Source organism: Pseudomonas sp. F3-2, assembly GCF_038804275.1.
Lineage (GTDB): Bacteria > Pseudomonadota > Gammaproteobacteria > Pseudomonadales > Pseudomonadaceae > Aquipseudomonas.
The window spans coordinates 635,925-658,105 of the sequence record NZ_CP152388.1; the positions used below are offsets into that span (position 1 = coordinate 635,925).

Here is a 22,181-nt window from a genome sequence, read left to right on the forward strand (position 1 = left end):
CTTTAAACATCCGCGTGGGGGAAAATCGGATAATTCAGGCGAATCGGCGGGCGTGGTGATCAGATCACTGAGGCGATGGATTGCGCAATTGTTGTACGCAAGACAGCGAATGAATCGCCTTGCAGCGAGAGGGCGTTGCGTTAAAGACAAAAAACAGGAGGGTGCAGCCTTCAGAACACCCGTCACGGGTGCCCTGAAGACGGCAAGTCGAATCAGCCTTTGTAGGCTGCGACCGATTTGGTGATCGCTTCGCGAGCGGCATCGGCGCCTGCCCAGCCTTCGATCTTGACCCACTTGCCCTTCTCGAGATCCTTGTAGTTCGCGAAGAAGTGCTCGATCTGCTGGATCAGCAGCGGTGGCAGGTCGGTGTATTCCTTCACGTCAACGTACAGCTGGGACAGTTTGTCGTGTGGAACAGCGATGACTTTGGCGTCGCCGCCGCCGTCGTCGGTCATGTTCAGTACGCCGACCGGGCGGGCGCGGATGACCGAGCCTGGCGCTACCGGGTAAGGCGTTACGACCAGCACGTCGAGCGGGTCGCCGTCGTCAGCCAGGGTGTTCGGGATGAAACCGTAGTTGGCCGGGTAAAACATCGGCGTGGCCATGAAACGGTCAACGAACAGGCAGTCGCTTTCTTTGTCGATTTCGTACTTGATCGGCGCGTGATTGGCCGGGATCTCGATTGCGACGTAGATGTCATTCGGCAGGTCTTTACCGGCCGGAATCTTGCTGTAGCTCATTGGGCTTTGCCCCCTTGGTTGACCATTCAGAATCTGGCGTCCAACGCCAAAAAGTGGGCCGGATTATAGGCATATTCGGCAGCGGTTGCCATGTACGCCAATCAGCCCCGGGCGTCGTCGTGAGCCTGATAGACCGGGTTTTGCGCTTGAAGTGCCGTAAGCCGTGCAAGAGGGTCCTGACGGTAGAAGGCTCTGAGCTGCTGATACACCTGCGGATACGCTTCGACCAGCAAATCCGGGGCACTGAAGAAGTACTCGCTGATCACGGCGAAGAATTCCGCGGGGTTCTCGGCGGCGTAAGGATCGATGAGCGTTTCGGCGTCCGGGTCGGCGTCCAGCTGCCGGTTGAGATCGTCGAATGCGCTCTGCATGGTGCTGGTCCAGTCACTGATGCGCATGTCGGGGTGCAGCGGCGGAAGGCCGTTGGCGTCGCCATTGAGCATGTCCAGTTTGTGCGCCAGTTCGTGAATGACGAGGTTGTAGGCCTCCCAGCCACCACTCGACAGCACACCCGGCCACGCCAGAATGACCGGCCCCTGCGACCAGGCCTCGCCGCTGTGCTTGCCGTCCCACTCGTGCTCCACACCGCTGGCGTCGCGGTGCCGCTGCGGGCTGACGAAGTCATCGCCGTACAGAATGATCTCGTGAAATCCCTGATACCAGTTCAGATCGCCCAGCGCCAGCAGCGGCAACTGCGCCTGCGCAGCAAGAAAAAGCCGCGACTCGTCATCCAGATTCACGCCTTCGAGCGCGGTGAGGTGTTTGGCTCGCAGAAACAGTACGCAGCTGTCGAGCAGGTAGCGGTCTTCTTCGGCGCTCAGGCCGTCGAGGATCGGCAGTCGCTGACGCACACGCTCCCATACGGCAGGATCGACGGGATTGCGCGCCAGCGTGCGACGCTTGAGCCAGTTCCCCAGCGACCACATCGATCAGCGGGCTTCTGCGGAGCGGCCCATGCGGCTGCGGACCAGCCCGATGATCATCGGCAGCAGCGAAATCAGGATGATTGCCAGTACCAGCAGCGTCAGATTTTTCTTGATGAAGGGGATGTTGCCGAAGAAGAAGCCCAGAGCCACCAGACCGCCTACCCAGAGCACCGATCCCAGCACGCTGAAGCTCAGAAAGCGCAGGTAATGCATCTTGCCCACGCCTGCCACGAATGGCGCGAAGGTGCGGATGATCGGCAGAAAGCGCGCCAGCGTCACGGTTTTGCCGCCATGGCGCTCATAAAATTCATGGGTTTTGGTCAGGTAATCGCGGCGGAATATTTTCGAATCCGGATTGCGGAACAGGCGGTCCCCCAACGTTCGGCCAATCACGTAGTTGGTGCTGTCGCCGAGTATCGCCGCGGCCATCAGCAGGCACGCCAGCAGCACCGGATCCATCGCGCCACCCGCTGCCACCGCGCCTGCGATAAAGAGCAATGAATCACCCGGCAGGAAGGGGGTCACGACCAGACCGGTTTCGCAGAAAATGACCAGAAACAGAATCGCGTAGACCCAAGTGCCGTAGTTGGACACCAGCATGTCGAGGTAGACGTCGAGGTGGAGAATCAGGTCAAGCGGGTTGAAATCCATGTACGGCACCTGGTTGTGAGACCCGATTCCGGGTCGTGCGGACGATGAGTCGAAGGGAATTGGGCCGCATTATAGAGGGAAGAAACAGGATATTGCTGGCGCCGGACCAGCGATTGAAACATTTGGTAGTGATGACGCACAGACCTCTGCAGGAGCGCGCTCGCCCGAGGACGCTACAGGCCTGCAGCACCGAATATCGATTGATCCGACGTCATCGCGGACAAGCGCGCTCCTGCACCGGAAGTGTGTGTTGTTCAGTTGATCGGCAGGACGTAGTTCTTGAACTGAGTGTCCTCACGAAACCCGATGGATTCGTACACTTTCTGCGCCACGTCATTGTTGGCGCTGGTTGAGACACGCATGCGCACGGCCTGGGTTTCTCGGGCCATTTTCTTGGCTTTCTGGATCAGGTGGTCAGCCACCAACTGGCGACGGGCGTCTTCTGCGACATAAATGTCGTTGAGGATCCACACGCGCTTCAGAGACAGCGACGAGTAACTGGGATAAAGCTGACAGAAGCCCAGCAGCTTGCTGTCGTCTTCGTCATGCAAGGCCAGATAGATCACGGACTCTTCGCGGCGCAAGCGTTTTTCCAGAAAGGCGCGGGATGAGTCAGGAAAAGGCAGCTCGCCGTAAAACTCGCGGTATTTGACGAACAGCGGTGTCAACAGGTCCAGGTGCTCCAGGGTGGCTTGAACGATCCGCATGGTTGGGCCTCAGCTTCATTGTGCAATGCATGAAAGGGGGAGGGCGCGCCTGGCACGGGGACAGACGATTTCGACTGTGCCTAAGCGGTTTAGAAAGCGCAATCCAAAGTCACGGCGCCCTGGCTGTGCAGCGCCGGCACCTGAGTGTTTACGCAATGAAAACGGCCTCCGAAGAGGCCGTTGGCTGGTCACTGAAACCGCTTTTTGTCAAAAGAAACCCAGCGGGTTGGTGTCGTAACTCACCAGCAGGTTTTTGGTCTGTTGGTAATGTTCGAGCGCTACTTTGTGGGTCTCGCGGCCGACGCCGGATTTCTTGTAACCCCCAAACGCGGCATGGGCCGGGTACAGGTGATAGCAGTTGGTCCACACGCGACCGGCCTTGATGGCTCGGCCTACGCGGTAGGCACGGTTGATGTCGCGGGTCCACACGCCCGCACCGAGGCCGAACTCGGTGTCGTTGGCGATTGCGATGGCTTCCGCTTCATCCTTGAAGGTCGTGACGCTGACCACCGGGCCGAATATTTCCTCCTGGAACACGCGCATGCGGTTATTGCCTTTGAGCAGCGTTGGCTGGATGTAATAGCCGGTCGCGAGCGAGCCTTCCATTTTTTCAACCTTGCCGCCGGTCAGCAGCTCGGCGCCTTCGCCCTGGGCAATGTCCAGGTAGGAGAGGATCTTGTCGAACTGCTGTTGCGACGCCTGAGCGCCCACCATGGTGTCGGTGTCCAGTGGGTCGCCCCGTTTGATTTTCAGGACTTTCTTCATCACCGCTTCCATGAATTGCGGGTAAATCGACTCCTGAACCAGGCAACGCGATGGGCATGTGCAGACTTCGCCCTGGTTGAAAAACGCCAGCACCACGCCTTCTGCGGCTTTATCGATGAACTCGGGTTCGGCGTTCATCACGTCTTCGAAATAGATGTTCGGCGACTTGCCGCCTAGCTCGACGGTGGACGGGATAATGCTGTCGGCCGCCAGCTTCATGATGTGCGAGCCCACCGGCGTGGATCCGGTGAAGGCGATCTTGGCGATGCGCTTGCTGCTGGCCAGCGCTTCACCGGCTTCGCGGCCGTAACCCTGAACGACGTTCAGCACGCCTTTGGGCAGCAGATCGCCAATCAACTCCATCAACACGCTGATACCCAGCGGCGTTTGCTCGGCAGGTTTGAGCACGATGCAATTTCCGGCTGCCAGCGCCGGCGCAAGTTTCCAGGCGGCCATCAACAGCGGGAAGTTCCACGGGATGATCTGGCCGACCACGCCCAGCGGTTCATGAATGTGGTACGCCACGGTATTGCCGTCGATCTCGGCGGCAGTGCCTTCCTGGGCACGCAGCACACCGGCGAAATAACGGAAGTGGTCGACGGCCAGCGGAATGTCGGCGTTGAGGGTTTCGCGCACCGCTTTGCCGTTGTCCCAGGTTTCGGTGATCGCCAGCAGCTCAAGGTTTTGCTCGATGCGATCGGCAATTTTCAGCAACGTCAGTGAGCGCTCCTGCACGGAGGTCTTGCCCCAGGCATCCGCCGCGGCGTGGGCGGCATCCAGCGCTTTATCAATGTCTTCGGCAGTCGAGCGAGGGAAGGTTGCGATCAGCTTGCCGGTGATGGGCGAGGTGTTTTCGAAGTACTGGCCTTTGACCGGAGGCACGAATTCGCCACCGATGTAGTTACCGTACTGGGTCTTGAAGGTGACGAGCGAGCCTTCAGTACCGGGATGGGCATAACGCATGGTGAATATCTCCTTGCTCTTGTGATTGTGTGGGGATAACGCGCTGCTGCGCTTGATCAAAGCGTAGAGCAAAGCGCGGGCCACCGCCGTCCGGACGCCTGTTTACAAGGGTTTTACTGAAGAAATCAGATCGCTGGCCGGCCGGCTTGCCCCGCCCTTGATACAGCGCATGTGACAGTTTGTACCGGATGTGCAACGGTCTGGCGGTGCCTTCCGGCGCAAGCATTGCAATGGCCGGGCACGAAGAGGATGCTGGTCTGCGACTCCCCGGGAGAGCCACAACCTAGGAAGAACAATAACAATGCACAGCCGCCATTTCGCTCGACATGCGCAACAAGTCCTGACCGTTGCGCAGGGTAAAGCCCACCATCGTTACGGCCCTGGCGCCGACCCTTCCATCGCCCGCTCCTGGTTGCGATGCCTTGAGGATTACCACCTCGATCCGGCGCAGGCCATGGCGCCAACGGTGCTCGAACACGCCCGCGTGCTTGAGAGCCGCGAGCGTCTGCAGCAGGTCCTGAACATCGCCGGTGGCGAAATGAACAGCCTGCATCAGCAGCTCTCTGGCGGTAATGCCGTGCTGCTGACCGACGCGCGCGGGATCATCCTCAATTGCGTCACCGAGCCTGGCGAGAGGCGGATCTTCGAGCGAGCCGGTCTGTGGCTGGGTGCTGACTGGAGCGAGGCGCGCGAGGGCACCAACGGTATCGGCACCTGTCTGGTGGAGCGCCAGTGCGTGACGATTCATCGCGACGAACATTTTCGCGGCCGGCACACCGGGCTGACGTGCTCGGCAAGTCCGGTCTTCGACCCCCATGGCGACCTGCTCGCGGTCCTCGACGTGTCTTCGGCGCGGCACGATGTCACCCGCCAGAGCCAGTTTCACACCATGGCGCTGGTCAATCTGTCGGCAAAAATGATTGAGAGCAGCTACTTTCTGCGCCATTTCGACGATCAATGGCTGCTGCGCTTTCATTTGCAGGCGGGCTCCGTCGGGCTGTTCAGCGAAGGCTTGCTGGCATTCGACGGCGAGGGTTGCATCAGCGCGGTGAACCAGAGCGCGCTGAATTTGCTGAGCCTGGGGCGCTGCGAACTGATCGGTCGCCCCGTCGAGGCGTTGTTCGATTGCTCCCTGAGCGACTTGCTGGCACGGGCATCGGCTGACGCGGCGACCTGCTGGCCGCTGAGAACGCGAGACGGTCGAGGCTTCTTCGCCATGCTGCGTGGGCAATCGCGACCGCAGATGACAGCGCCTGCTACAGCGGTTGTCAGCCAACCTGCAGTGCCTCCGCCACCAGGCGGCTTGTGTCTGGGCGACGCTTCGCTGCAAGCCGATTTTCGTCGGGCCTTGAAGGTGTTCGAGCGCGACGTGCCGCTGTTGATCAACGGTGAAACCGGCTCGGGAAAAGAGGCGTTCGCCAAAGCCGTGCATTACGCCAGTCGGCGGGCCGTTAAGCCTTTCGTGGCCCTGAATTGCGCGGCGATTCCGGAAACCCTGATCGAAAGCGAATTGTTCGGGTATCGCGGCGGCAGTTTCACGGGCGCGCGCAAGGAGGGCATGCGCGGCAAGTTGCAGCAGGCCGATGGTGGGACGTTGTTCCTTGATGAAATCGGTGACATGCCGGTGGCATTGCAAACCCGTTTCTTGCGTGTGCTGGAGGATCGGCTAGTGGTGCCGATTGGTGGCGAGCCGCACGCCGTGGATGTACGAATCATCAGCGCGACTCACCGGAATCTGCTGGGACGTGTGGAGGATGGCGGCTTTCGTGAGGACCTTTTCTATCGACTCAACGGCCTGGAAATCGGTTTGCCCCCGTTGCGAGCACGCAGCGACAAGGCGCAGTTGCTGGACTTCTTGTTGAAAGAAGAAGCGGGCGGCGATGCCGTCATGATCGAGCCTGAGGCGAGGGATTTGCTGCTGGCCTTCAACTGGCCAGGCAATGTGCGGCAGATGCGCAACGTGTTGAGGACGCTGGCGGCGCTGTGCGAAGACAATCTGATTCGTTTGGCCGATCTGCCAGCGCTGGTCCGTCAGGCCGCTTCGCAGGCCACCCTCGCGCGCATGACGCCCGATCCAGAGCGCAGCGATTCGCCGCTGGACGACGCCGAACGCGCAGCGCTCATCGCCACTCTGGAAACCCAGCGCTGGCACATGACCCATGCCGCCCGGGAGCTAGGGGTGAGCCGTAATACGCTCTATAGAAAGCTGCGCAAACATGGGATCAACCGCTGAAGCCCTGGGTGGATGAAGCTTGTATGAATTGTCCCAATCTGCGGTGAGCCCCCCGACGCCTTCCCGGCTAAAGCCGGTCCTACGACGGCTCGCCCGCGATATTGCAGCGTGTCGCGGTCAGTCAGCAGGGCCCGGCATTCACCCACGATATTGCAGCGTGACGCAGTCAGTGGGACGCGTTTACCCGCGATTTTGCAGCGCGTCGCGGTCAGTCAGTAGGACCGGCTTCAGCCGGGAAGAGGCCGGTGTGGTCGCCATCAGTTCTGCGGTGAGCCCCCCGACGCCTTCCCGGCTAAAGCCGGTCCTACGACGCGTTCACCCAACGGATTGCTGCGTGAGGCGGTCAGCCAGTAGGACCGGCATTCACCCGTGATTTTGCAGCGTGTCGCGGTCAGCCAGTAGGACCGGCTTCAGCCGGGAATAGGCCAGTGTGGTCGCCATAAGTTCTGCGGTTAGCCAACCGACGCCTTCCCGGCTAAAGCCGGTCCTGTGACGCGTTCACCCGAGAGGCGGTCTTACGAGGCATTCCCCCGTCGGACATCCTTAAGCGCAGCCGCCGTTCTGCGCAATTCCCCCGTGCGCATCCACCGCCTTCTACGCTAACCTGCGCGAACGTTTTAAGAGGTCGGTCATGCACATTCATATTCTGGGTATCTGCGGCACGTTCATGGGATCGCTGGCGGTTCTCGCCAAGGATCTGGGCCACAAAGTCACCGGCTCCGATGCCAACGTCTATCCGCCGATGAGCACGCAGTTGCAGGCGCAAGGCATTGAGTTGATGCAAGGGTACGACCCTTCGCATCTGGAACCGGCGCCTGATCTGGTCGTGGTCGGCAATGCGATGTCCCGAGGCAATCCGGCCGTCGAGTACGTCCTGAACAAAGGGCTGCCTTACGTTTCCGGTCCGCAATGGCTGGCTGACCACGTGCTGCGCGGTCGCTGGGTGCTGGCGGTTGCGGGCACTCACGGAAAGACCACCACGAGCAGCATGCTGGCGTGGGTGCTGGAACATGCTGGCATGAGCCCGGGCTTCCTGATCGGCGGTGTGCCGCAAAACTTCGCGGTGTCTGCGCGTCTGGGCGACACGCCGTTTTTTGTGGTCGAGGCCGATGAATACGACAGCGCCTTCTTCGACAAACGCTCGAAGTTCGTGCATTACGGCCCGCGTACCGCGATCCTGAACAACCTCGAGTTCGATCATGCCGACATCTTCCCCGATCTGCCTGCGATCGAACGCCAGTTTCACCATTTGGTGCGCACCATTCCAAGCGAAGGCCTGGTGATTCATCCCACTACCGAGCCTGCATTGCAACGGGTCATTCAGATGGGATGCTGGACGCCGGTGCAGACCACCGGGCAGGGCGGTCAGTGGCAGGCCAGACTGCTGAGCGAAGACGGCTCGAAATTCGAAGTACTGTTCGAGGGCGTGACGCAGGGCGTCGTTGACTGGGACATGACCGGTCAGCACAACGTGGCGAACGCATTGGCGACCCTCGCGGCGGCGCGTCACGTGGGCGTCGTCGGGCAGCAAGGCGTTGCGGCGCTGAGTGCTTTCAAAAGCGTGAAACGTCGTATGGAAAAGGTCGCCGAAGTGCGCGGCATCACCATTTACGATGACTTCGCCCATCACCCGACCGCGATCGCCACCACGCTGGACGGCCTGCGCAAGAAAGTCGGAGATTCACCGATCATCGCAATCGTGGAGCCGCGCTCCAACTCGATGAAGCTCGGCGCGCATCGTGACGGACTGCCGGAAAGTGTCGCGCAGGCGGATCAGGTGGTCTGGTACTCGCCGGCCAATCTGGGCTGGGATCTGGGCGCAACGGCTGCCGAATGCACGGTCCCGGCAGTGGTATGCGATTCCCTCGAAGGCATCATCGAACGGGTGAAAAGTCAGGCGCAGCCCGGCACGCACGTGGTCATCATGAGCAACGGGGGCTTTGGCGGGCTGCATGGCAAGCTGGCCGAGGCGTTGAAATGAGCGGGCCGGAACGCATCACGCTGGCGATGACCGGCGCGTCCGGCGCGCAATACGGTCTGCGCTTGCTGGATTGTCTGGTGCGGGAAGATCGCGAAGTGCATTTTCTCATTTCCAAGGCCGCCCAACTGGTAATGGCCACCGAAACCGATGTCACGCTGCCGCCCAAGCCGCAGATGATGCAGGCGTTTCTGACCGAATACACCGGCGCTGAAGCCGGGCAGATCCGCGTTTACGGCAAGGAAGACTGGATGTCGCCGGTAGCCTCCGGCTCAGGTTCGCCGAGCGCGATGGTTGTCGTGCCGTGCTCGACGGGCACTTTGTCGGCGATCGCCACCGGCGCGTGTAACAACCTGATCGAGCGCGCCGCTGATGTGACGCTCAAGGAGCGCCGGCAGTTGATTCTGGTGCCGCGCGAGGCGCCGTTCTCAAGCATTCACCTGGAGAACATGCTGAAGCTGTCGAATCTGGGGGCGGTGATACTTCCCGCATCACCCGGTTTCTACAACCAGCCGCAGACCATCGACGATCTGGTCGACTTCGTCGTGGCGCGCATTCTCAACCTGTTGAACATCCCTCAAGACATGCTGCCCCGTTGGGGCGAACACCATTTTGGCGCCGATGAATAAGAAGCTTTTTGTCCTGACGCTGGGGCTGGTTCTCGCCACGGGCTGCTCGACCGTGCGCACGCTGGATGCCAATCAGCCGGGCGCTCCGGTGGTGTATTCCGGCACGCGGCTGGATCTGTATGCGATTGAAGGTGGCTGCTGCGAGAAGGACCGTTTCGGGGCAGAAGCGCCGAAATACCCGATGCTCGATCTGCCCGGCAGCGCGCTGCTCGACACGGTGCTGTTGCCGCTGTCGATCCTGACTGCGCTGGGCGTTGGGTTTCAGGCAACGGGCGGGATGTAGGCGGCCGTGAGTGTCATCGCCAGCAGCAGGGACGCCGCTCGCGCACACTCTTTCATCCGCTACAAAGGTGTCGGCTCTGAGGGCGATACGCGAGCAGGGCGTCGCTATTTGCCCAATCGCCGCAGCTCGTCGGACTCCACGACCCGAATTCCGTCCTGTTCTTCCAGCGCAAGGCGCCAAAGGGCGCGAGCCAGCTGACACGCCTCGATGCCGCCGTATTTACCCGGGATCAACTTGGCGATGGGCGCTGCCAGTTGTTCGACGAGCCGCTGGTCCTCACGCTCGCCGATCAGCAGCGAGGGCCGGGCGATGGTCAGTTGCGGCCAGTTCTGGTCCTTGAGCGCCTCTTCCATTTCGCCTTTGACGCGGCTGTAGAAAATGCTCGATTCGGGGTCTGCATTCACAGCGCTGATCACCACCAGATGACGCGCGCCCAGCTCCCGGGCCCGCTTGCCGAACGCCACCACCATGTCCAGATCGATTGCACGGAAGGCATCCTGCGAGCCCGCCTGCTTGATCGTGCTGCCCAGGCAGCAGAAAGCGATATCGATCTGGCCTCCAAGTTCGGGCAGCAGTGAAATGAGCTCGCCGACAGGGTTTTCCAGGTGCGGGTGTTCGGCCAGCGAACGGCGAGTGGGGGCCAGCACACGGCTGACGGTGGGTTCGTTGAGCAAGCGATCCAGCAAATGCTCGCCTGTCAGTCCAGTCGCTCCGGCAAGCAAAATGTGTTGCGGCGTCAAGTACATGGTCTTTCTCCCTTGATACGTCACAAGCATAGGCGCTCTATCGGAACAGACTGCGCGCCGAGCGGACAGGTTTCACCCGGCGCTCAAATATTCATCTGGGCGCTGGCACGGACTCGCAGGGGCGAGGCTTGTCTGCTGATCAGTGGGGAGCCGTTTGCAAGCCGAAGGTCGATTCAGCAGGCGCCCGAGTATTGATTGCCGGCCCACGCAGGTCGCGGGGCCGGTCAAGCGCGCAGTCAGCGTACGACGGTGTTCAATGCCCGCTCTGCCTGGCTCTTGCGCAGCTGCTGCCAGCGTGTGACGACCGCTTTGGGCGCCCAGATCTGCGGCTCGGAGGCTTCGAAGTTCTCGTCGGTTTCCCGCTGGGCAACGATGGCTTTGGCTTCGTTGAAGGCCTGAATCAGGTCGTCGCTCTCGGCCAGTGCTTTGCCGAAAAGTGCTTCGCCAAAGTAAGTGAAATCCGCCTCTTCCGAGCAGCCGAACGAGACCCGGTCCTCCCGCGAAGCGGTGATGACCATCGTGTGCTCATCCTTGATCGCAGGGATGAAACCGCCCGAGTAACAGGCAGAAATCACCACCACTTTGTCGCGATTCTTCAGCGGCGCGAGCACGCCCGACATCTCCTTGGCCGGAAGGTCCGAGAGCTCTAGGCGCGGCTGGTCCAGCACCAGCTCATGCTCGTGTGTGCCGTGGCTGGTGAGGTAGATGAAAATCAGGTCTTCCGGACCACTGCGTCTGGCCAGCGTCTGGACGGCGCGGTTGATGTTCTCGCGTGTGGCCAGCGGTCGATCCGTCATGTGATCGCGATGGTTCACCAGCGACACCTGACCGAATGCGCCGAAGCGCGTGGCGAGCAATTTGTTGACGAAGTCCGCCTCGCGCAGAAACACGCTCTGCTTGCCATCGCCGCCGACGACCAGGCTGTAGAGTTCGATGGCCGGCGTCGAGGCAGGCACTGCGGCGAGCGCTTTCTCCAGTAACGGACCCTGAGCGAGCAGGCCGACCTCCAGCGGGTCTGGCAACAACTTGCCCGACGCGTCGCGCACGCGCTGGCCGTTGGACCAGGTGCCGCTCTGAATCTCGCCCTCGGCGGTCGTCAGCACGCCTGCGCCATGATAATTGTCGTTTTCAAAATGCCCGACGTAGGTGCTGCCGTCCGGCATCTGCAGACGGCCTTCGCCAGCGAACCGCCAGTTCAGGAACTGACCCTGATAACGGGTGCCGTCAGCACCGATCAATTCGCCTTTGCCGGTAAAGGCGCCGTCCTTGAATTGCCCCGACCAGACATCGCCATCGGCGTTTTCGTAACGCCCGCGGCCATTGAGCTGGTTGTTGTGGAAGCCGCCGACATACTGATCACCGTCAGCGCTGTTGAAATTGCCGGTGCCTTCGAGCTGGCCGTCGACGAACTTGCCGCTGAACTGGTTGCCTGCCGCATCGCTGCGCTGGCCCTCACCGTTGGGCTTGCCCTGCGCGAACTGGCCTTGATACTGGCTGCCGTCGTCCAGTTCCAGGTGGCCGAGGCCATCGTACTGATCGGCCTTGAATTCGCCGCGATAACTCATGCCGTGCTCTTTGAGCGTGCCTTCGCCGTCACGTCGCCCCAGTTTGTAGCCGCCAACATAACTGCCAGCGCTGGTGGTGAGCGCCCCTTGCCCCTGAAACAGTCCGTTCTGGAACCCGCCGCGATACACGTCGCCATTGCTGGCATGCCATTCGCCCTGGCCATCCCACTGACCGTTCTTGAACGCACCCGCGTACCAACTGCCGTTCGGGTAATCGATACGACCCTCGCCCTGCAACATGCCGTTGACGATGTCGCCTCGATAACGACCGCCGTCGGGCAGGCGAGCGTCGGGAGGCAACAGCGATTCGCCGTCACCGCAGGCGGTAAGCAGAAGGGTCAGGGCCAGAGGGGCAAGCGCGCGCATGGTAAATCCCGCAAATAAATATGTCGGCGTGATCAGATCGCGTACTTGTGTCGAGTCGCTCACACAGCCGCAGCGAGTATGCCGCAGCCAGTAAGCGTGGTGAAACAGTCTGTTACGACTGTTTCACGTTTTGAGAAATTTACACGAAGCAGAGTGACAGGGGTTCTGCGACGAAGGCGGGCTTGTCCTGACCCTCGATTTCAAGCGTTGCCGTCGTTTTGAGCAACCATTGCCCGGGCTTCTTTTCGGTGACTTCGGTCAGCGCAACTTTTAGACGAACGCGCGAATCGACCTTGACGGGCTGGACGAAGCGCACGCTGTCCAGGCCGTAATTGACCACCATTTTCAAGCCTTCCGGCAGCACCAGCAGCGATTCCATCAACTTGGGGATCAGCGACAGCGACAGGAAGCCGTGGGCGATGGTCGAGCCAAAGGGTGTCTGCGCGGCCTTGACCGGGTCGACGTGAATGAATTGGAAATCGCCGGTTGCCTCGGCGAACAGATTGATTCGTTCCTGATCGATGAGCAGCCACTCGGAACTTCCCAGTTCCTTGCCTTCATAGCTCTTGAGTTCTGCGACGGGTACATAGGGCATCGTTACTCTCCTTGTGAAACGTTGACGTCCTGCGGTTTTGTGTTTTCCGGTTTCTGCGGCTATAGGCTCTTTTATTGCTTGGCTCTGTGGCGGCGTCTGGCGCCTCTTCGGTCGGCGCGCTTGCGCATCATCATCGCCTGACGCGATGAAGATCAGCACGCCGCAGGGCTGTGGTCAAGAATCCCAAGGTTTGCGAATGCCGAGCCATAGCTGACGAAACTGCATGCTTATAATGTCGCCGCGAATTTGTGGAGTTCTGTATGTTGCTACGAGGCCTGACCTGGCTTGTGCTGTTCCAATTAGTGGGAACGGCGCTGAATCATTTGTTTCTGTCGATACTGCCGGGGCCGATCATCGGCCTGGTGCTGCTGATGATTTACCTGATGATCAGGGGCGAAGTCAGCGAACCCATCAGCCTGGCCGCCAGCAGTCTGCTGCGTTATCTGCCGCTGTTGCTGGTGCCGCCTGCCGTCGGCGTGATGGTTTATGCCGACCAGATCGCCGATGACTTCTGGGCCATTGTAGGCTCGCTGGTGCTGTCACTGATGATCTCGCTCACCTTTGCGGGCTGGCTGATGCAGAAACTCATCGATCGCCAGTCCAGCCGCCGGGAGCCGTCATGAGTCTGGATTGGCAAGGCGCATGGCTTTCGGTGATCCATCATCCGCTGTTCGGCATTGCGATCACCTTGGGCGCCTATCAGTTTGTGCTCGCCGGTTATGAGAAAACCCGGTGGGTATTCCTGCAACCGGTGCTGGTGTCGATGGTCGTGGTCATTGTCGTGCTGGTGAGTTGCGGGCTGACCTACGTCGAATACCGTAAAAGCACCGACATTCTCAGCATCCTGCTCGGGCCCGCGACAGTTGCGCTGGCAGTGCCGCTTTATCTGAATCTGCGGCGTATTCGTCAGTTGTTCTGGCCGGTCTTGACTACGCTGGTGATTGGCGGCGTGCTGGCAACCGGGTCATGTGTCGCGCTCGGCTGGCTGTTGGGCGCCGACCACATGATCCTGATGACGATGGCGCCCAAGTCAGTGACCTCACCGATTGCCATGCTGGTCGCTGAACAGATCGGTGGTGTTGCAGCGCTGGCAGCGGTTTTTGTGTTGATCACCGGCGTCATCGGCGGCATATTCGGGCCCGGTCTGCTGACCCTGGCGGGCGTGCAGAGTTCGGAAGCTCGCGGCATGGCGCTGGGGCTGACGGCGCACGCAGTGGGTACCTCGGCGGCTTTGCAGGAAGGTGATGAATGCGGCGCCTTCGCGGCGCTGGCGATGAGTCTGATGGGTGTCGCCACGGCGCTGTTTTTGCCGTTGGCGGTGTCTCTGGTTGCTTGAGGGTGGGTTTATGTCGTTGCCGTTGTTTCCGCTGAACGCTGTGCTGTTTCCGGGGTGTGTGCTGGATCTTCAGATTTTCGAGGCACGCTATCTGGACATGATTGGCCGCTGCATGAAACAGGGCGAAGGGTTCGGTGTGGTCTGCATCACTGAAGGCAGCGAGGTGGGTGACGTTCCTGACGGGTTCTCGCAGATCGGTTGCGAGGCACTGGTCACTGATTTCCAGCAGCAGGACAACGGCCTGTTGGGTATTCGGGTGGTCGGCGGGCGGCGCTTTCGGGTGATCGACGCAGAAACGCAACGTGACAACCTGTTGCTGGCCGAGGTTGAATGGCTGGAAGATCCGCAGGAGCAGCCGCTTCAGGAAGAGGACGATGACCTCGTGGCACTTCTGGCGGCCCTGGCCGAGCACCCGATGGTGGCGGCGTTGAACATGGGGCTGACGGCCAGTGGGCAACAGTCGCTGGCCAATCAGTTGGCCTATCTGCTGCCGTTCGCGGAGGAAGACAAGATCGAACTGCTGGAAATAGACGACGCCGAAGAACGCCTCGACGCCATTCAGGATCTGCTCGACGAGATGCAGGGCGACATGCAGGCCTGACACGCCCGACGCCGGCCAAAGGGCGCGGCCTCAATACTGATAGCGAATCAGGCCGTGCCCGAACGAGTGCAGGGCAAATCCGCCCAACAGAGCCACCGTCGCAGGCAGGATCAACCACCAGACGCGAATCGGCAGCGCCGGCAGTGATTGCTTGTTCTGCACGAACGCCAGGCTCGCCGAGCACGTGAAGAACGCCAGCATCATGCCGGCCAGCACGTCGGTCGGCCAGTGAACGCCCAGATACACCCGGGACATCGCGATGGCCAGCGCCGGAATTCCCCCCAGTAACAGCCAGGTCAGGCGCAGTCGCACCGGCTGCCCGCGCCCAGCCAGTACGGCCAGCGTCATGAACAAGGCAAACGAGGCGGATGCATGTCCGCTGGGCATGCTGTAAGTGGTCAACGGCTCGGCCAGCACTTCCGGGCGGGCGCGGGCGAAGGTGTATTTCATGCTCTGGTTGACGACCGCGGCGCCCAGCGTAGTTCCTACGGCAAAGATCGCGTGCCGGTATTGGCGAGTGAGCAGCAACAGAATCGCCAGCAACGCAGCGGCACAGAACTGGGTCCGGAAATCCCCCAGGCCGGTGATCATCACGGCGTAATTTTCCGCCGCTTCGCTTCGGCTCGCCTGAACGACGGTCATCAGACCCTGATCGAAATCCGCCAGATACGGCCAGCCAAGAAACACGGCTCCTAACAGAACGAAGCATGTCGCGGCGATCAGTCTGGTCGCATAACGCTTCTGGCGTGTGCTGCTCTGAACGGCGATGCCGAGCAGGATCGCCAGTGCGACACCGACCACTGCTGCCTGCGGCCAGAAGTTTTCCGGCAGCGGCAGGCGGATCGCCGCGCCGGTCGCCCAGCCCGGAAGAATGTACGCCACCGACCAGCCGGCGGCCGCAATCAGGCTGACCCCGGCGAAGCGCACCAACGGCATGTCGAACATGCCGGCGACCATCGGCAGCATGGGCCGCAACGGACCGATGAAGCGCCCGACCAGCAGGCTGGCGATGCCATAACGTTGAAAGTAGGCCTCGGCGCCGCCGATCCACTCCGGATGATGGCGCAGGCCCGGCAGGCGGCGGATGTTCTGATGGAAACGGCGGCCCAGGAAATAAGACACGAAGTCTCCCAGCAAACCGCCCAGGAAACCTAGCAGCAACGCTTCGCTCAACTCCAGGATGCCGCTGCCGGCCAGTGCTGCCACCGCGAACAGTGCGACAGTGCCGGGCACGATGATGCCGGCGATGGCCAGGCACTCGACGAAGGCGATCAGAAAAATGGCGGCGCCAAGCCAGGACGGGTTGGCGCTCAGCCAGGAGGTAACGCTGTCGAGCCATGCACCCATGGGTCAGTTTCCTTGCTCGATGAAAAGGTAATCGCGGCCTTCGACTTGCCCGCGTCTGACAGGGTTCCGTGTGCAGAACCGCGCGTAATCGGCGTCGACGAACCGGTACATCAGGTGTTCATCGCGCCCGGTCGGGATGCCCAGGCGCGTGGTTTGAATGATCCGCGATGGTTGCTGGCCCACGTCTTCGACAAACAACTGCTCTTCATCGAAACGCTTGGCATCCCACATCGGGACCTTCAGCCCGAGCGCCTTGCACAGCAGTGTCTGCCCGGCGCACAGCCGCTGCGGCGTGCGCAGTTGACCGCTGGCGTCGGGATTATTCAGTTGCATCTGCGCCAGGCTGTTTTCATCAGAGAAGGCATCGACCCAGGGATAAGCGGATTTGATCAGTACCGCATTGCCCGGTCCTTCGGCACTGAAATTCAGCGAATCTCCGCCACGGGCGTAGTACATATAAATGTGTCCGCCATCCAGAAACAAAGCCTTACGTTTTTCTGTGTAGCCAAGGGACGCATGGCTGCCTTTTTCCGAGACGTAATAGGCCTCGGTCTCTATGATGCGCGCCGATAGCCATAGCTCACCGACCTTATGGCGGATGACCTTGCCCAGCAGATCGCGGGCAAGCGTCTGGGCATCGCGGTGGAAGAAGCTGTCGGGCAAGGCGCGCGGGGTCTGTCGTGGCATCGCATGCATGATCTTGGAATGAGCGGTGATGATAGCAATGTCGCGCTTAATTGCAGCTGAATGGGCGCGGCGGGAACGGCACTAAATGTGAACGCAGGCTGGCGGCTGAGCTTGATTTCACGGTTTCGTCCAGCAAATCCGGCTTATATCGACCATCCGCCTGTCGCCGCTGTCGTTCAGCCCGCCCGGCAGCTATAATCGGCCGCTTTCCTCTCTGCCAAGACCTCTGAGACCATGACTGAGTCCGTTCTTGACTACATGACCCGCCTGGGTCGCGCCGCCCGTGACGCCTCGCGCGTGATCGGTCGCGCCAGTACCGCGCAGAAAAACCGCGCGCTGGCTGCGACTGCTGCGGCGCTGGATGCCGCCCGGGACGAGCTGACTGCCGCCAACGAGCAGGATCTTGCCGCCGGCCGTGCGAATGGTCTGGAGCCGGCACTGCTCGAGCGTCTGGCCCTGACCCCGGCGCGTATCGACAGCATGATCGCCGGTCTGCGCCAGGTTGCCGGTCTGCCGGATCCAGTGGGCACCATCCGTGACATGAACTTCCAGCCGTCCGGTATTCAGGTTGGCAAGATGCGCGTACCGCTGGGCGTGGTGGGGATCATCTACGAGTCGCGTCCGAACGTGACCATCGATGCGGCCAGTCTTTGCCTGAAATCGGGAAACGCGACCATCCTGCGCGGCGGTTCCGAAGCCATCAACTCCAACCGGGCCATCGCTGCCTGCATTCAGCGCGGCCTGGCCGAAGCTGACCTGCCCGCAGCGGTCGTCCAGGTGGTCGAGACCACCGACCGTGCGGCCGTCGGCGCGTTGATCACCATGCCTGAGTACGTCGACGTCATCGTTCCACGGGGTGGCAAAGGCCTGATCGAGCGCGTCAGTCGCGATGCCCGGGTACCGGTGATCAAGCATCTGGACGGCATCTGCCACGTGTATGTCAGTGCCCACGCCGACCTCGCTGCCGCTCAACGCATCGCTTTCAACGCCAAGACTTATCGCTATGGCATTTGCGGTGCCATGGAAACGCTGCTGGTGGATCAGGCCATTGCGTCTGACTTCCTGCCTCAGATGGCCGCCCAGTTCCGCGAGAAAGGCGTCGAACTGCGTGGCTGCGAGCGCACCCGTCAGTTGATCGATGCCGTTGCCGCCACCGAAGAAGACTGGCACACCGAATATCTGGCGCCGATCCTGTCGATCCGCGTCGTGACCGGTCTGGATCAGGCGATCGAGCACATCAACCATTACGGCTCGCATCACAGCGACGCCATCGTCTCCGATTCGCAGAGCCAGACACGCCGCTTCATGGCTGAAGTCGACTCGAGCTCGGTCATGATCAATGCGCCCACCAGCTTCGCCGACGGATTCGAGTACGGCCTGGGGGCTGAAATCGGGATTTCCACCGACAAGATTCATGCGCGCGGTCCGGTCGGGCTCGAGGGCCTGACGTGCGAGAAATACGTCGTCATTGGCGATGGTCGCCAGTTGCGCGGACAGGGGCCAGCCTGACTTGGCCGATATCGGTCAGCGCCCGGGCAATGGTGCGGGTGCTGTTGCCCAGCCAGCCAGCGACACGGCTCGGGCCAGTGGCAAGCCGAAACGCATCGGCATGCTGGGTGGCACGTTCGATCCGGTGCACATCGGCCATTTGCGCGGCGCGCTTGAAGTCGCCGCGTTGCTTGAACTCGATGAGTTGCGTCTGACGCCCAGCGCCAGGCCGCCTCATCGCGACACGCCTAGTGTCTCTGCGCAAGACCGTCTGGCGATGGTCAGTTGCGCGGTGGAAGGCGTGCCGCCCTTGACGGTGGATGATCGCGAGCTGTTGCGCGACAAGCCGTCTTACACCATCGACACGCTGGAATCGATGCGGGCTGAGCTGTCCGCCGATGACCAGCTGTTTTTGTTGCTGGGTTGGGATGCCTTTTGCGGCCTGCCCACCTGGCATCGTTGGGAAGAGTTGCTGGAGCACTGCCATATCGTGGTGCTGCAACGCCCGGACGCCGACAGCGAGTCGCCGGACGCCATGCGTAACCTGCTGGCGGCACGCGCGGTCAGCGATCCGAAGGCCCTGAAAGGGCCTGGCGGACACATTACATTCGTCTGGCAGACGCCGCTTTCGGTGTCTGCCACCCAGATCCGCCAACTGCTGGCCAGCGGTAAGTCGGTACGTTTTCTGGTGCCAGACGCGGTACTGGCCTACATCGAGGCGCACGGACTGTACCGTGCGCCCAATTGAACTGAATGAGTTTTTTATGACAAAGCAAAAACAATCCGTATCCGGCGAAGAGCTGGTTGAACTGACCAAGGCTGCTCTGGAAGACGTCAAGGCACAGGACATCCTGGTCATCGACGTCAAGGACAAGCACAGCCTCACCGACTACATGGTGATCGCCACCGGTACGTCCAACCGTCAGATCAACGCGATGCTGGACAAGGTCCGCGAAAACGTCAAAGCCAAGGGCGCACAGCCGCTGGGCGAAGAAGGCAAAGGCGAAAGCGACTGGGTCCTGCTGGACCTGGGCGACGTGATCGTGCACATGATGACCGCCGCCGCTCGCCAGTTCTACGATCTGGAGCGTCTGTGGCAAGGCGCCGAGCAGAGCCGTGCCGCCAGCGGTGCCCATCACACCCCGGGCAATGAATAAGGGCTCATTGTGCGTCTGCGTCTGATTGCTGTCGGTTCACGCATGCCCAAGTGGGTGGAAGAGGGTTGGCATGAGTATGCCAAGCGTCTGCCATCCGAACTGGCGCTGGAACTGGTAGAGATTCCGCTCAACACCCGTGGCAAGAACGCCGACGTGGCACGCCTGATTCGTCAGGAAGGCGAGGCCATGCTGGCGAAAGTGCAGCCGGGCGAGCGGATCGTCACGCTTGAAGTGCAGGGCAAACCATGGAGCACCGAGCAACTGGCGGGCGAGCTCGATCGCTGGCGTCTGGATTCGCGAACCGTGAATCTGATGGTTGGCGGTCCCGAAGGGCTCGCGCCGGAAGTCTGTGCCCGTGCCGAGCAGCGTTGGTCGTTGTCGCCGTTGACGTTGCCGCACCCGCTGGTGCGCATTCTCATCGGCGAACAGATTTATCGTGCCTGGACAGTGTTGTCCGGTCACCCTTATCACAAGTAGCGCTGCTGCCTTCACTGTGAACACGCCCTAAATGTCTCAGCCGATTCGCCTGAAAGACCACGAAAAGGACGCACGCCTGGTGCGCAGCCGCGTCGTGGTCGGCGCAGTCGCGGTGATCGTGCTGATCTGCGTGTTGGTGGCGCGGTTGTACTTCCTGCAGGTCATCCAGTACGACTATCACTCGACCCTCTCGGAGAACAACCGCGTCCACGTGCAGCCGATTCCGCCGAGTCGCGGGCTGATCTTCGATCGTAACGGCGTGGTGATCGCCGACAACCGGCCCAGCTTCAACCTGAGCATGACCCGCGAACGTTCGGGCGGCGACTGGGCCCAGGTGCTCGATACGATCATCGAAGTGCTCGAGCTGACGCCTGATGACCGGATCATCTTCGAAAAACGCATGAAACAAGGGCGTCGCCCGTTTGAACCGGTGCCGATCCTGTTCGAGCTGACCGAGGAGCAGATCGCCCGGATCGCCGTCAACCAGTTCCGCCTGCCCGGCGTTGAAGTGGTGGCGCAACTGATTCGCCATTACCCGCAGGGCGCGCATTTTGCGCACTCCGTGGGCTACATGGGGCGAATCAACGAGAAAGAGCTGAAAAGCCTCGATCCCGTGAATTACAGCGGCACCCATCACATGGGCAAGACCGGCATCGAGCGCTTCTACGAGCCTGAGCTGCATGGTCAGGTCGGCTACGAAGAGGTCGAGACCAACGCCCGCGGGCGTGTTTTGCGCGTGTTGAAGCGTACTGACCCGGTGCCGGGCAAAGACATCGTTCTGAGCCTCGATATCCAGTTGCAGGAGGCCGCCGAGGTCGCGCTGGGCGGACGCCGTGGCGCGGTGGTCGCCCTGGACCCGAACACCGGCGAAGTGCTGGCGATGGTCAGTCAGCCGAGTTTCGACCCCAATCTGTTCGTGACCGGTATCAGCTTCAAGGCCTATTCCGAGCTGCGTGACTCGGTCGATCGGCCGCTGTTCAACCGTATTCTGCGAGGTTTGTATCCGCCGGGCTCGACCATCAAGCCTGCGGTGGCGATTGCCGGTCTGGACACCGGTGTCGTGACGGCCAGCACCCGCGTGTTCGACCCCGGCTATTACATGCTGCCGAACTACGATCACAAATACCGTAACTGGAACCGCACCGGCGATGGCTGGGTCGACCTGGACACCGCGATCATGCGTTCCAACGACACCTACTTCTACGACCTGGCGCACAAGGTCGGCATTGATCGGCTGTCTTCCTATCTGAACAAGTTCGGCATTGGGCAGAAAGTGTCGCTGGACATGTTCGAAGAGTCTCCCGGCCTGATGCCTTCCCGCGACTGGAAGCGCATTACCCGGCGTCAGGCGTGGTTCCCGGGTGAAACCCTCATCCTCGGCATCGGCCAGGGCTACATGCAGGCCACGCCTTTGCAACTGGCTCAGGCCACTGCGCTGGTGGCGAACAAGGGCAAGTGGAACCGGCCGCATCTGGCCCGGACCATCGAAGGACAAAAGCCGGTGGACGAAAACCCGATGCCGGACATCGTGCTGCGCGACCCGTCCGACTGGGGCAAGGTCAATCACGGCATGCAGCAGGTGATGCACGGCGCGCGCGGCACGGCGCGCAAGGCAGCGATCGGTGCTCAGTACCGAATTGCAGGAAAGAGCGGTACCGCACAGGTCGTGGCCATTCGCCAAGGCGAGAAGTACGACCGCTCCAAAGTGCAGGAGCGCCATCGCGACCACGCCTTGTTCGTCGGCTTCGCGCCGGCCGATAACCCCAAAATCGTGGTGGCTGTGATGATCGAGAACGGCGAGTCCGGTTCCGGTGCCGCAGCGCCTGTCGTGCGTCAGGTCATGGACGCCTGGCTGCTGGGCCCGGATGGCCGTCTGAAACCCGAATACGCCAGTAATACATTGCCTCCGGAGACCGCGGCCCGTGAAGAGTAATTTCGACC

22 protein-coding genes are annotated in these 22,181 nt (G+C 61.2%); 12 read left to right on the top strand and 10 right to left on the bottom strand.

Features of this window, described 5'->3' with window-relative positions; all coding sequences use genetic code 11:
• Positions 1 to 212: 212 nt before the first annotated feature.
• The 5 genes from ppa to AAGQ88_RS02905 all read right to left on the bottom strand — a co-directional run bounded on the left by ppa (position 213) and on the right by AAGQ88_RS02905 (position 4,752).
• Positions 213 to 740 carry an inorganic diphosphatase gene (ppa, locus tag AAGQ88_RS02885; RefSeq protein WP_062384817.1) on the bottom strand — a complete coding sequence of 176 codons (528 nt, stop codon included), beginning with the start codon at positions 738 to 740 and terminating at the stop codon, positions 213 to 215.
• Between the two features lie 101 nt (positions 741 to 841).
• Complete coding sequence (locus AAGQ88_RS02890) at positions 842 to 1,666, bottom strand: M90 family metallopeptidase (protein ID WP_342654392.1); 825 nt, start codon at positions 1,664 to 1,666, stop codon at positions 842 to 844.
• 3 nt (positions 1,667 to 1,669) lie between these two features.
• Positions 1,670 to 2,317: a DedA family protein gene (locus tag AAGQ88_RS02895; RefSeq protein ID WP_342654393.1), complete on the bottom strand. Its 648-nt coding sequence runs from the start codon at positions 2,315 to 2,317 to the stop codon at positions 1,670 to 1,672.
• Between the two features lie 254 nt (positions 2,318 to 2,571).
• Complete coding sequence (locus AAGQ88_RS02900) at positions 2,572 to 3,024, bottom strand: GNAT family N-acetyltransferase (protein ID WP_093469029.1); 453 nt, start codon at positions 3,022 to 3,024, stop codon at positions 2,572 to 2,574.
• 207 nt (positions 3,025 to 3,231) lie between these two features.
• The gene (locus AAGQ88_RS02905; protein WP_093469032.1) at positions 3,232 to 4,752 is read right to left on the bottom strand and encodes an aldehyde dehydrogenase family protein; all 1,521 of its coding nucleotides are present in this window, start codon (positions 4,750 to 4,752) and stop codon (positions 3,232 to 3,234) included.
• A gap of 301 nt (positions 4,753 to 5,053) precedes the next feature.
• Here AAGQ88_RS02905 and AAGQ88_RS02910 point away from each other — a divergent pair, with 301 nt between their 5' ends.
• The 4 genes from AAGQ88_RS02910 to AAGQ88_RS02925 all read left to right on the top strand — a co-directional run bounded on the left by AAGQ88_RS02910 (position 5,054) and on the right by AAGQ88_RS02925 (position 9,875).
• Positions 5,054 to 6,985: a sigma-54-dependent Fis family transcriptional regulator gene (locus AAGQ88_RS02910; protein WP_342654394.1), complete on the top strand. Its 1,932-nt coding sequence runs from the start codon at positions 5,054 to 5,056 to the stop codon at positions 6,983 to 6,985.
• A gap of 631 nt (positions 6,986 to 7,616) precedes the next feature.
• A complete protein-coding gene (gene mpl / locus AAGQ88_RS02915) occupies positions 7,617 to 8,966 on the top strand; it encodes a UDP-N-acetylmuramate:L-alanyl-gamma-D-glutamyl-meso-diaminopimelate ligase (protein ID WP_093469038.1) in 1,350 nt (449 codons plus the stop codon).
• The gene (gene ubiX, locus AAGQ88_RS02920; protein WP_110947841.1) at positions 8,963 to 9,592 is read left to right on the top strand and encodes a flavin prenyltransferase UbiX; all 630 of its coding nucleotides are present in this window, start codon (positions 8,963 to 8,965) and stop codon (positions 9,590 to 9,592) included. Before mpl ends, ubiX begins: the two co-directional genes overlap by 4 nt.
• Positions 9,585 to 9,875 (top strand): YceK/YidQ family lipoprotein, encoded by a 291-nt coding sequence (locus tag AAGQ88_RS02925; RefSeq protein ID WP_093469044.1) that lies wholly within the window; start codon positions 9,585 to 9,587, stop codon positions 9,873 to 9,875. The genes ubiX and AAGQ88_RS02925 overlap by 8 nt, the downstream gene beginning before the upstream one ends.
• Positions 9,876 to 9,979: 104 nt before the next feature.
• Here the strand turns inward: AAGQ88_RS02925 and AAGQ88_RS02930 are convergent, their stop codons facing one another.
• The 3 genes from AAGQ88_RS02930 to AAGQ88_RS02940 form a co-directional block, all read right to left on the bottom strand.
• Entirely contained in the window at positions 9,980 to 10,621 is a 642-nt protein-coding gene (locus AAGQ88_RS02930; RefSeq protein WP_342654395.1) for an oxidoreductase, read from the bottom strand.
• Positions 10,622 to 10,857: 236 nt separating this feature from the next.
• Positions 10,858 to 12,552, bottom strand: a complete 1,695-nt coding sequence (locus AAGQ88_RS02935; RefSeq protein WP_342654396.1) for a C13 family peptidase — start codon at positions 12,550 to 12,552, stop codon at positions 10,858 to 10,860.
• A 139-nt stretch (positions 12,553 to 12,691) separates the two neighbouring features.
• Entirely contained in the window at positions 12,692 to 13,147 is a 456-nt protein-coding gene (locus AAGQ88_RS02940) for a MaoC family dehydratase (RefSeq protein WP_342654397.1), read from the bottom strand.
• 260 nt (positions 13,148 to 13,407) lie between these two features.
• Between AAGQ88_RS02940 and AAGQ88_RS02945 the strand changes: the two genes are divergently transcribed.
• From AAGQ88_RS02945 to AAGQ88_RS02955, 3 genes are read left to right on the top strand one after another with little or no spacing between them, the layout of a single operon-like run.
• A complete protein-coding gene (locus tag AAGQ88_RS02945; protein ID WP_093469056.1) occupies positions 13,408 to 13,770 on the top strand; it encodes a CidA/LrgA family protein in 363 nt (120 codons plus the stop codon).
• Positions 13,767 to 14,483, top strand: coding sequence for an LrgB family protein (locus AAGQ88_RS02950; protein WP_342654398.1), 717 nt, complete (start codon positions 13,767 to 13,769; stop codon positions 14,481 to 14,483). The genes AAGQ88_RS02945 and AAGQ88_RS02950 overlap by 4 nt, the downstream gene beginning before the upstream one ends.
• Before the next feature lie 10 nt (positions 14,484 to 14,493).
• Positions 14,494 to 15,084, top strand: coding sequence for an LON peptidase substrate-binding domain-containing protein (locus tag AAGQ88_RS02955; protein ID WP_342654399.1), 591 nt, complete (start codon positions 14,494 to 14,496; stop codon positions 15,082 to 15,084).
• A 30-nt stretch (positions 15,085 to 15,114) separates the two neighbouring features.
• On the opposite strand, the gene AAGQ88_RS02960 is transcribed toward AAGQ88_RS02955, so the two are convergent.
• Both AAGQ88_RS02960 and AAGQ88_RS02965 read right to left on the bottom strand, forming a co-directional pair.
• A complete protein-coding gene (locus AAGQ88_RS02960) occupies positions 15,115 to 16,431 on the bottom strand; it encodes a bifunctional DedA family/phosphatase PAP2 family protein (protein ID WP_285424298.1) in 1,317 nt (438 codons plus the stop codon).
• A 3-nt stretch (positions 16,432 to 16,434) separates the two neighbouring features.
• Positions 16,435 to 17,118, bottom strand: a complete 684-nt coding sequence (locus tag AAGQ88_RS02965; RefSeq protein WP_285424297.1) for a DNA-3-methyladenine glycosylase — start codon at positions 17,116 to 17,118, stop codon at positions 16,435 to 16,437.
• A gap of 234 nt (positions 17,119 to 17,352) precedes the next feature.
• On the opposite strand from AAGQ88_RS02965, the gene AAGQ88_RS02970 reads away from it, so the two are divergent.
• The 5 genes from AAGQ88_RS02970 (at position 17,353) to mrdA (ending at position 22,173) form a co-directional block, all read left to right on the top strand.
• Positions 17,353 to 18,627: a glutamate-5-semialdehyde dehydrogenase gene (locus AAGQ88_RS02970; RefSeq protein WP_093469069.1), complete on the top strand. Its 1,275-nt coding sequence runs from the start codon at positions 17,353 to 17,355 to the stop codon at positions 18,625 to 18,627.
• A 100-nt stretch (positions 18,628 to 18,727) separates the two neighbouring features.
• Complete coding sequence (nadD, locus tag AAGQ88_RS02975) at positions 18,728 to 19,354, top strand: nicotinate-nucleotide adenylyltransferase (protein ID WP_093469298.1); 627 nt, start codon at positions 18,728 to 18,730, stop codon at positions 19,352 to 19,354.
• Positions 19,355 to 19,370: 16 nt separating this feature from the next.
• Positions 19,371 to 19,763 (top strand): ribosome silencing factor, encoded by a 393-nt coding sequence (gene rsfS, locus AAGQ88_RS02980; RefSeq protein ID WP_093469071.1) that lies wholly within the window; start codon positions 19,371 to 19,373, stop codon positions 19,761 to 19,763.
• Positions 19,764 to 19,772: 9 nt separating this feature from the next.
• Positions 19,773 to 20,240: a 23S rRNA (pseudouridine(1915)-N(3))-methyltransferase RlmH gene (gene rlmH / locus AAGQ88_RS02985; RefSeq protein WP_093469074.1), complete on the top strand. Its 468-nt coding sequence runs from the start codon at positions 19,773 to 19,775 to the stop codon at positions 20,238 to 20,240.
• Positions 20,241 to 20,271: 31 nt separating this feature from the next.
• The gene (gene mrdA / locus AAGQ88_RS02990; RefSeq protein ID WP_093469077.1) at positions 20,272 to 22,173 is read left to right on the top strand and encodes a penicillin-binding protein 2; all 1,902 of its coding nucleotides are present in this window, start codon (positions 20,272 to 20,274) and stop codon (positions 22,171 to 22,173) included.
• Positions 22,174 to 22,181 lie beyond the last annotated feature (8 nt).

Coding starts and splice junctions, on each gene's coding strand:
- nadD (WP_093469298.1), top strand. CDS start 18,728: ATGCTGGGTGGCACGTTCGATCCGGTGCACATCGGCCATTTGCGCGGC.
- ubiX (WP_110947841.1), top strand. CDS start 8,963: ATGAGCGGGCCGGAACGCATCACGCTGGCGATGACCGGCGCGTCCGGC.
- AAGQ88_RS02965 (WP_285424297.1), bottom strand. CDS start 17,118: ATGCCACGACAGACCCCGCGCGCCTTGCCCGACAGCTTCTTCCACCGC.
- AAGQ88_RS02955 (WP_342654399.1), top strand. CDS start 14,494: ATGTCGTTGCCGTTGTTTCCGCTGAACGCTGTGCTGTTTCCGGGGTGT.
- AAGQ88_RS02945 (WP_093469056.1), top strand. CDS start 13,408: ATGTTGCTACGAGGCCTGACCTGGCTTGTGCTGTTCCAATTAGTGGGA.
- ppa (WP_062384817.1), bottom strand. CDS start 740: ATGAGCTACAGCAAGATTCCGGCCGGTAAAGACCTGCCGAATGACATC.
- AAGQ88_RS02890 (WP_342654392.1), bottom strand. CDS start 1,666: ATGTGGTCGCTGGGGAACTGGCTCAAGCGTCGCACGCTGGCGCGCAAT.
- AAGQ88_RS02910 (WP_342654394.1), top strand. CDS start 5,054: ATGCACAGCCGCCATTTCGCTCGACATGCGCAACAAGTCCTGACCGTT.
- AAGQ88_RS02935 (WP_342654396.1), bottom strand. CDS start 12,552: ATGCGCGCGCTTGCCCCTCTGGCCCTGACCCTTCTGCTTACCGCCTGC.
- mpl (WP_093469038.1), top strand. CDS start 7,617: ATGCACATTCATATTCTGGGTATCTGCGGCACGTTCATGGGATCGCTG.
- AAGQ88_RS02930 (WP_342654395.1), bottom strand. CDS start 10,621: ATGTACTTGACGCCGCAACACATTTTGCTTGCCGGAGCGACTGGACTG.
- AAGQ88_RS02900 (WP_093469029.1), bottom strand. CDS start 3,024: ATGCGGATCGTTCAAGCCACCCTGGAGCACCTGGACCTGTTGACACCG.
- AAGQ88_RS02940 (WP_342654397.1), bottom strand. CDS start 13,147: ATGCCCTATGTACCCGTCGCAGAACTCAAGAGCTATGAAGGCAAGGAA.
- AAGQ88_RS02895 (WP_342654393.1), bottom strand. CDS start 2,317: ATGGATTTCAACCCGCTTGACCTGATTCTCCACCTCGACGTCTACCTC.
- rsfS (WP_093469071.1), top strand. CDS start 19,371: ATGACAAAGCAAAAACAATCCGTATCCGGCGAAGAGCTGGTTGAACTG.
- AAGQ88_RS02960 (WP_285424298.1), bottom strand. CDS start 16,431: ATGGGTGCATGGCTCGACAGCGTTACCTCCTGGCTGAGCGCCAACCCG.
- mrdA (WP_093469077.1), top strand. CDS start 20,272: ATGTCTCAGCCGATTCGCCTGAAAGACCACGAAAAGGACGCACGCCTG.
- AAGQ88_RS02970 (WP_093469069.1), top strand. CDS start 17,353: ATGACTGAGTCCGTTCTTGACTACATGACCCGCCTGGGTCGCGCCGCC.
- AAGQ88_RS02905 (WP_093469032.1), bottom strand. CDS start 4,752: ATGCGTTATGCCCATCCCGGTACTGAAGGCTCGCTCGTCACCTTCAAG.
- AAGQ88_RS02950 (WP_342654398.1), top strand. CDS start 13,767: ATGAGTCTGGATTGGCAAGGCGCATGGCTTTCGGTGATCCATCATCCG.
- AAGQ88_RS02925 (WP_093469044.1), top strand. CDS start 9,585: ATGAATAAGAAGCTTTTTGTCCTGACGCTGGGGCTGGTTCTCGCCACG.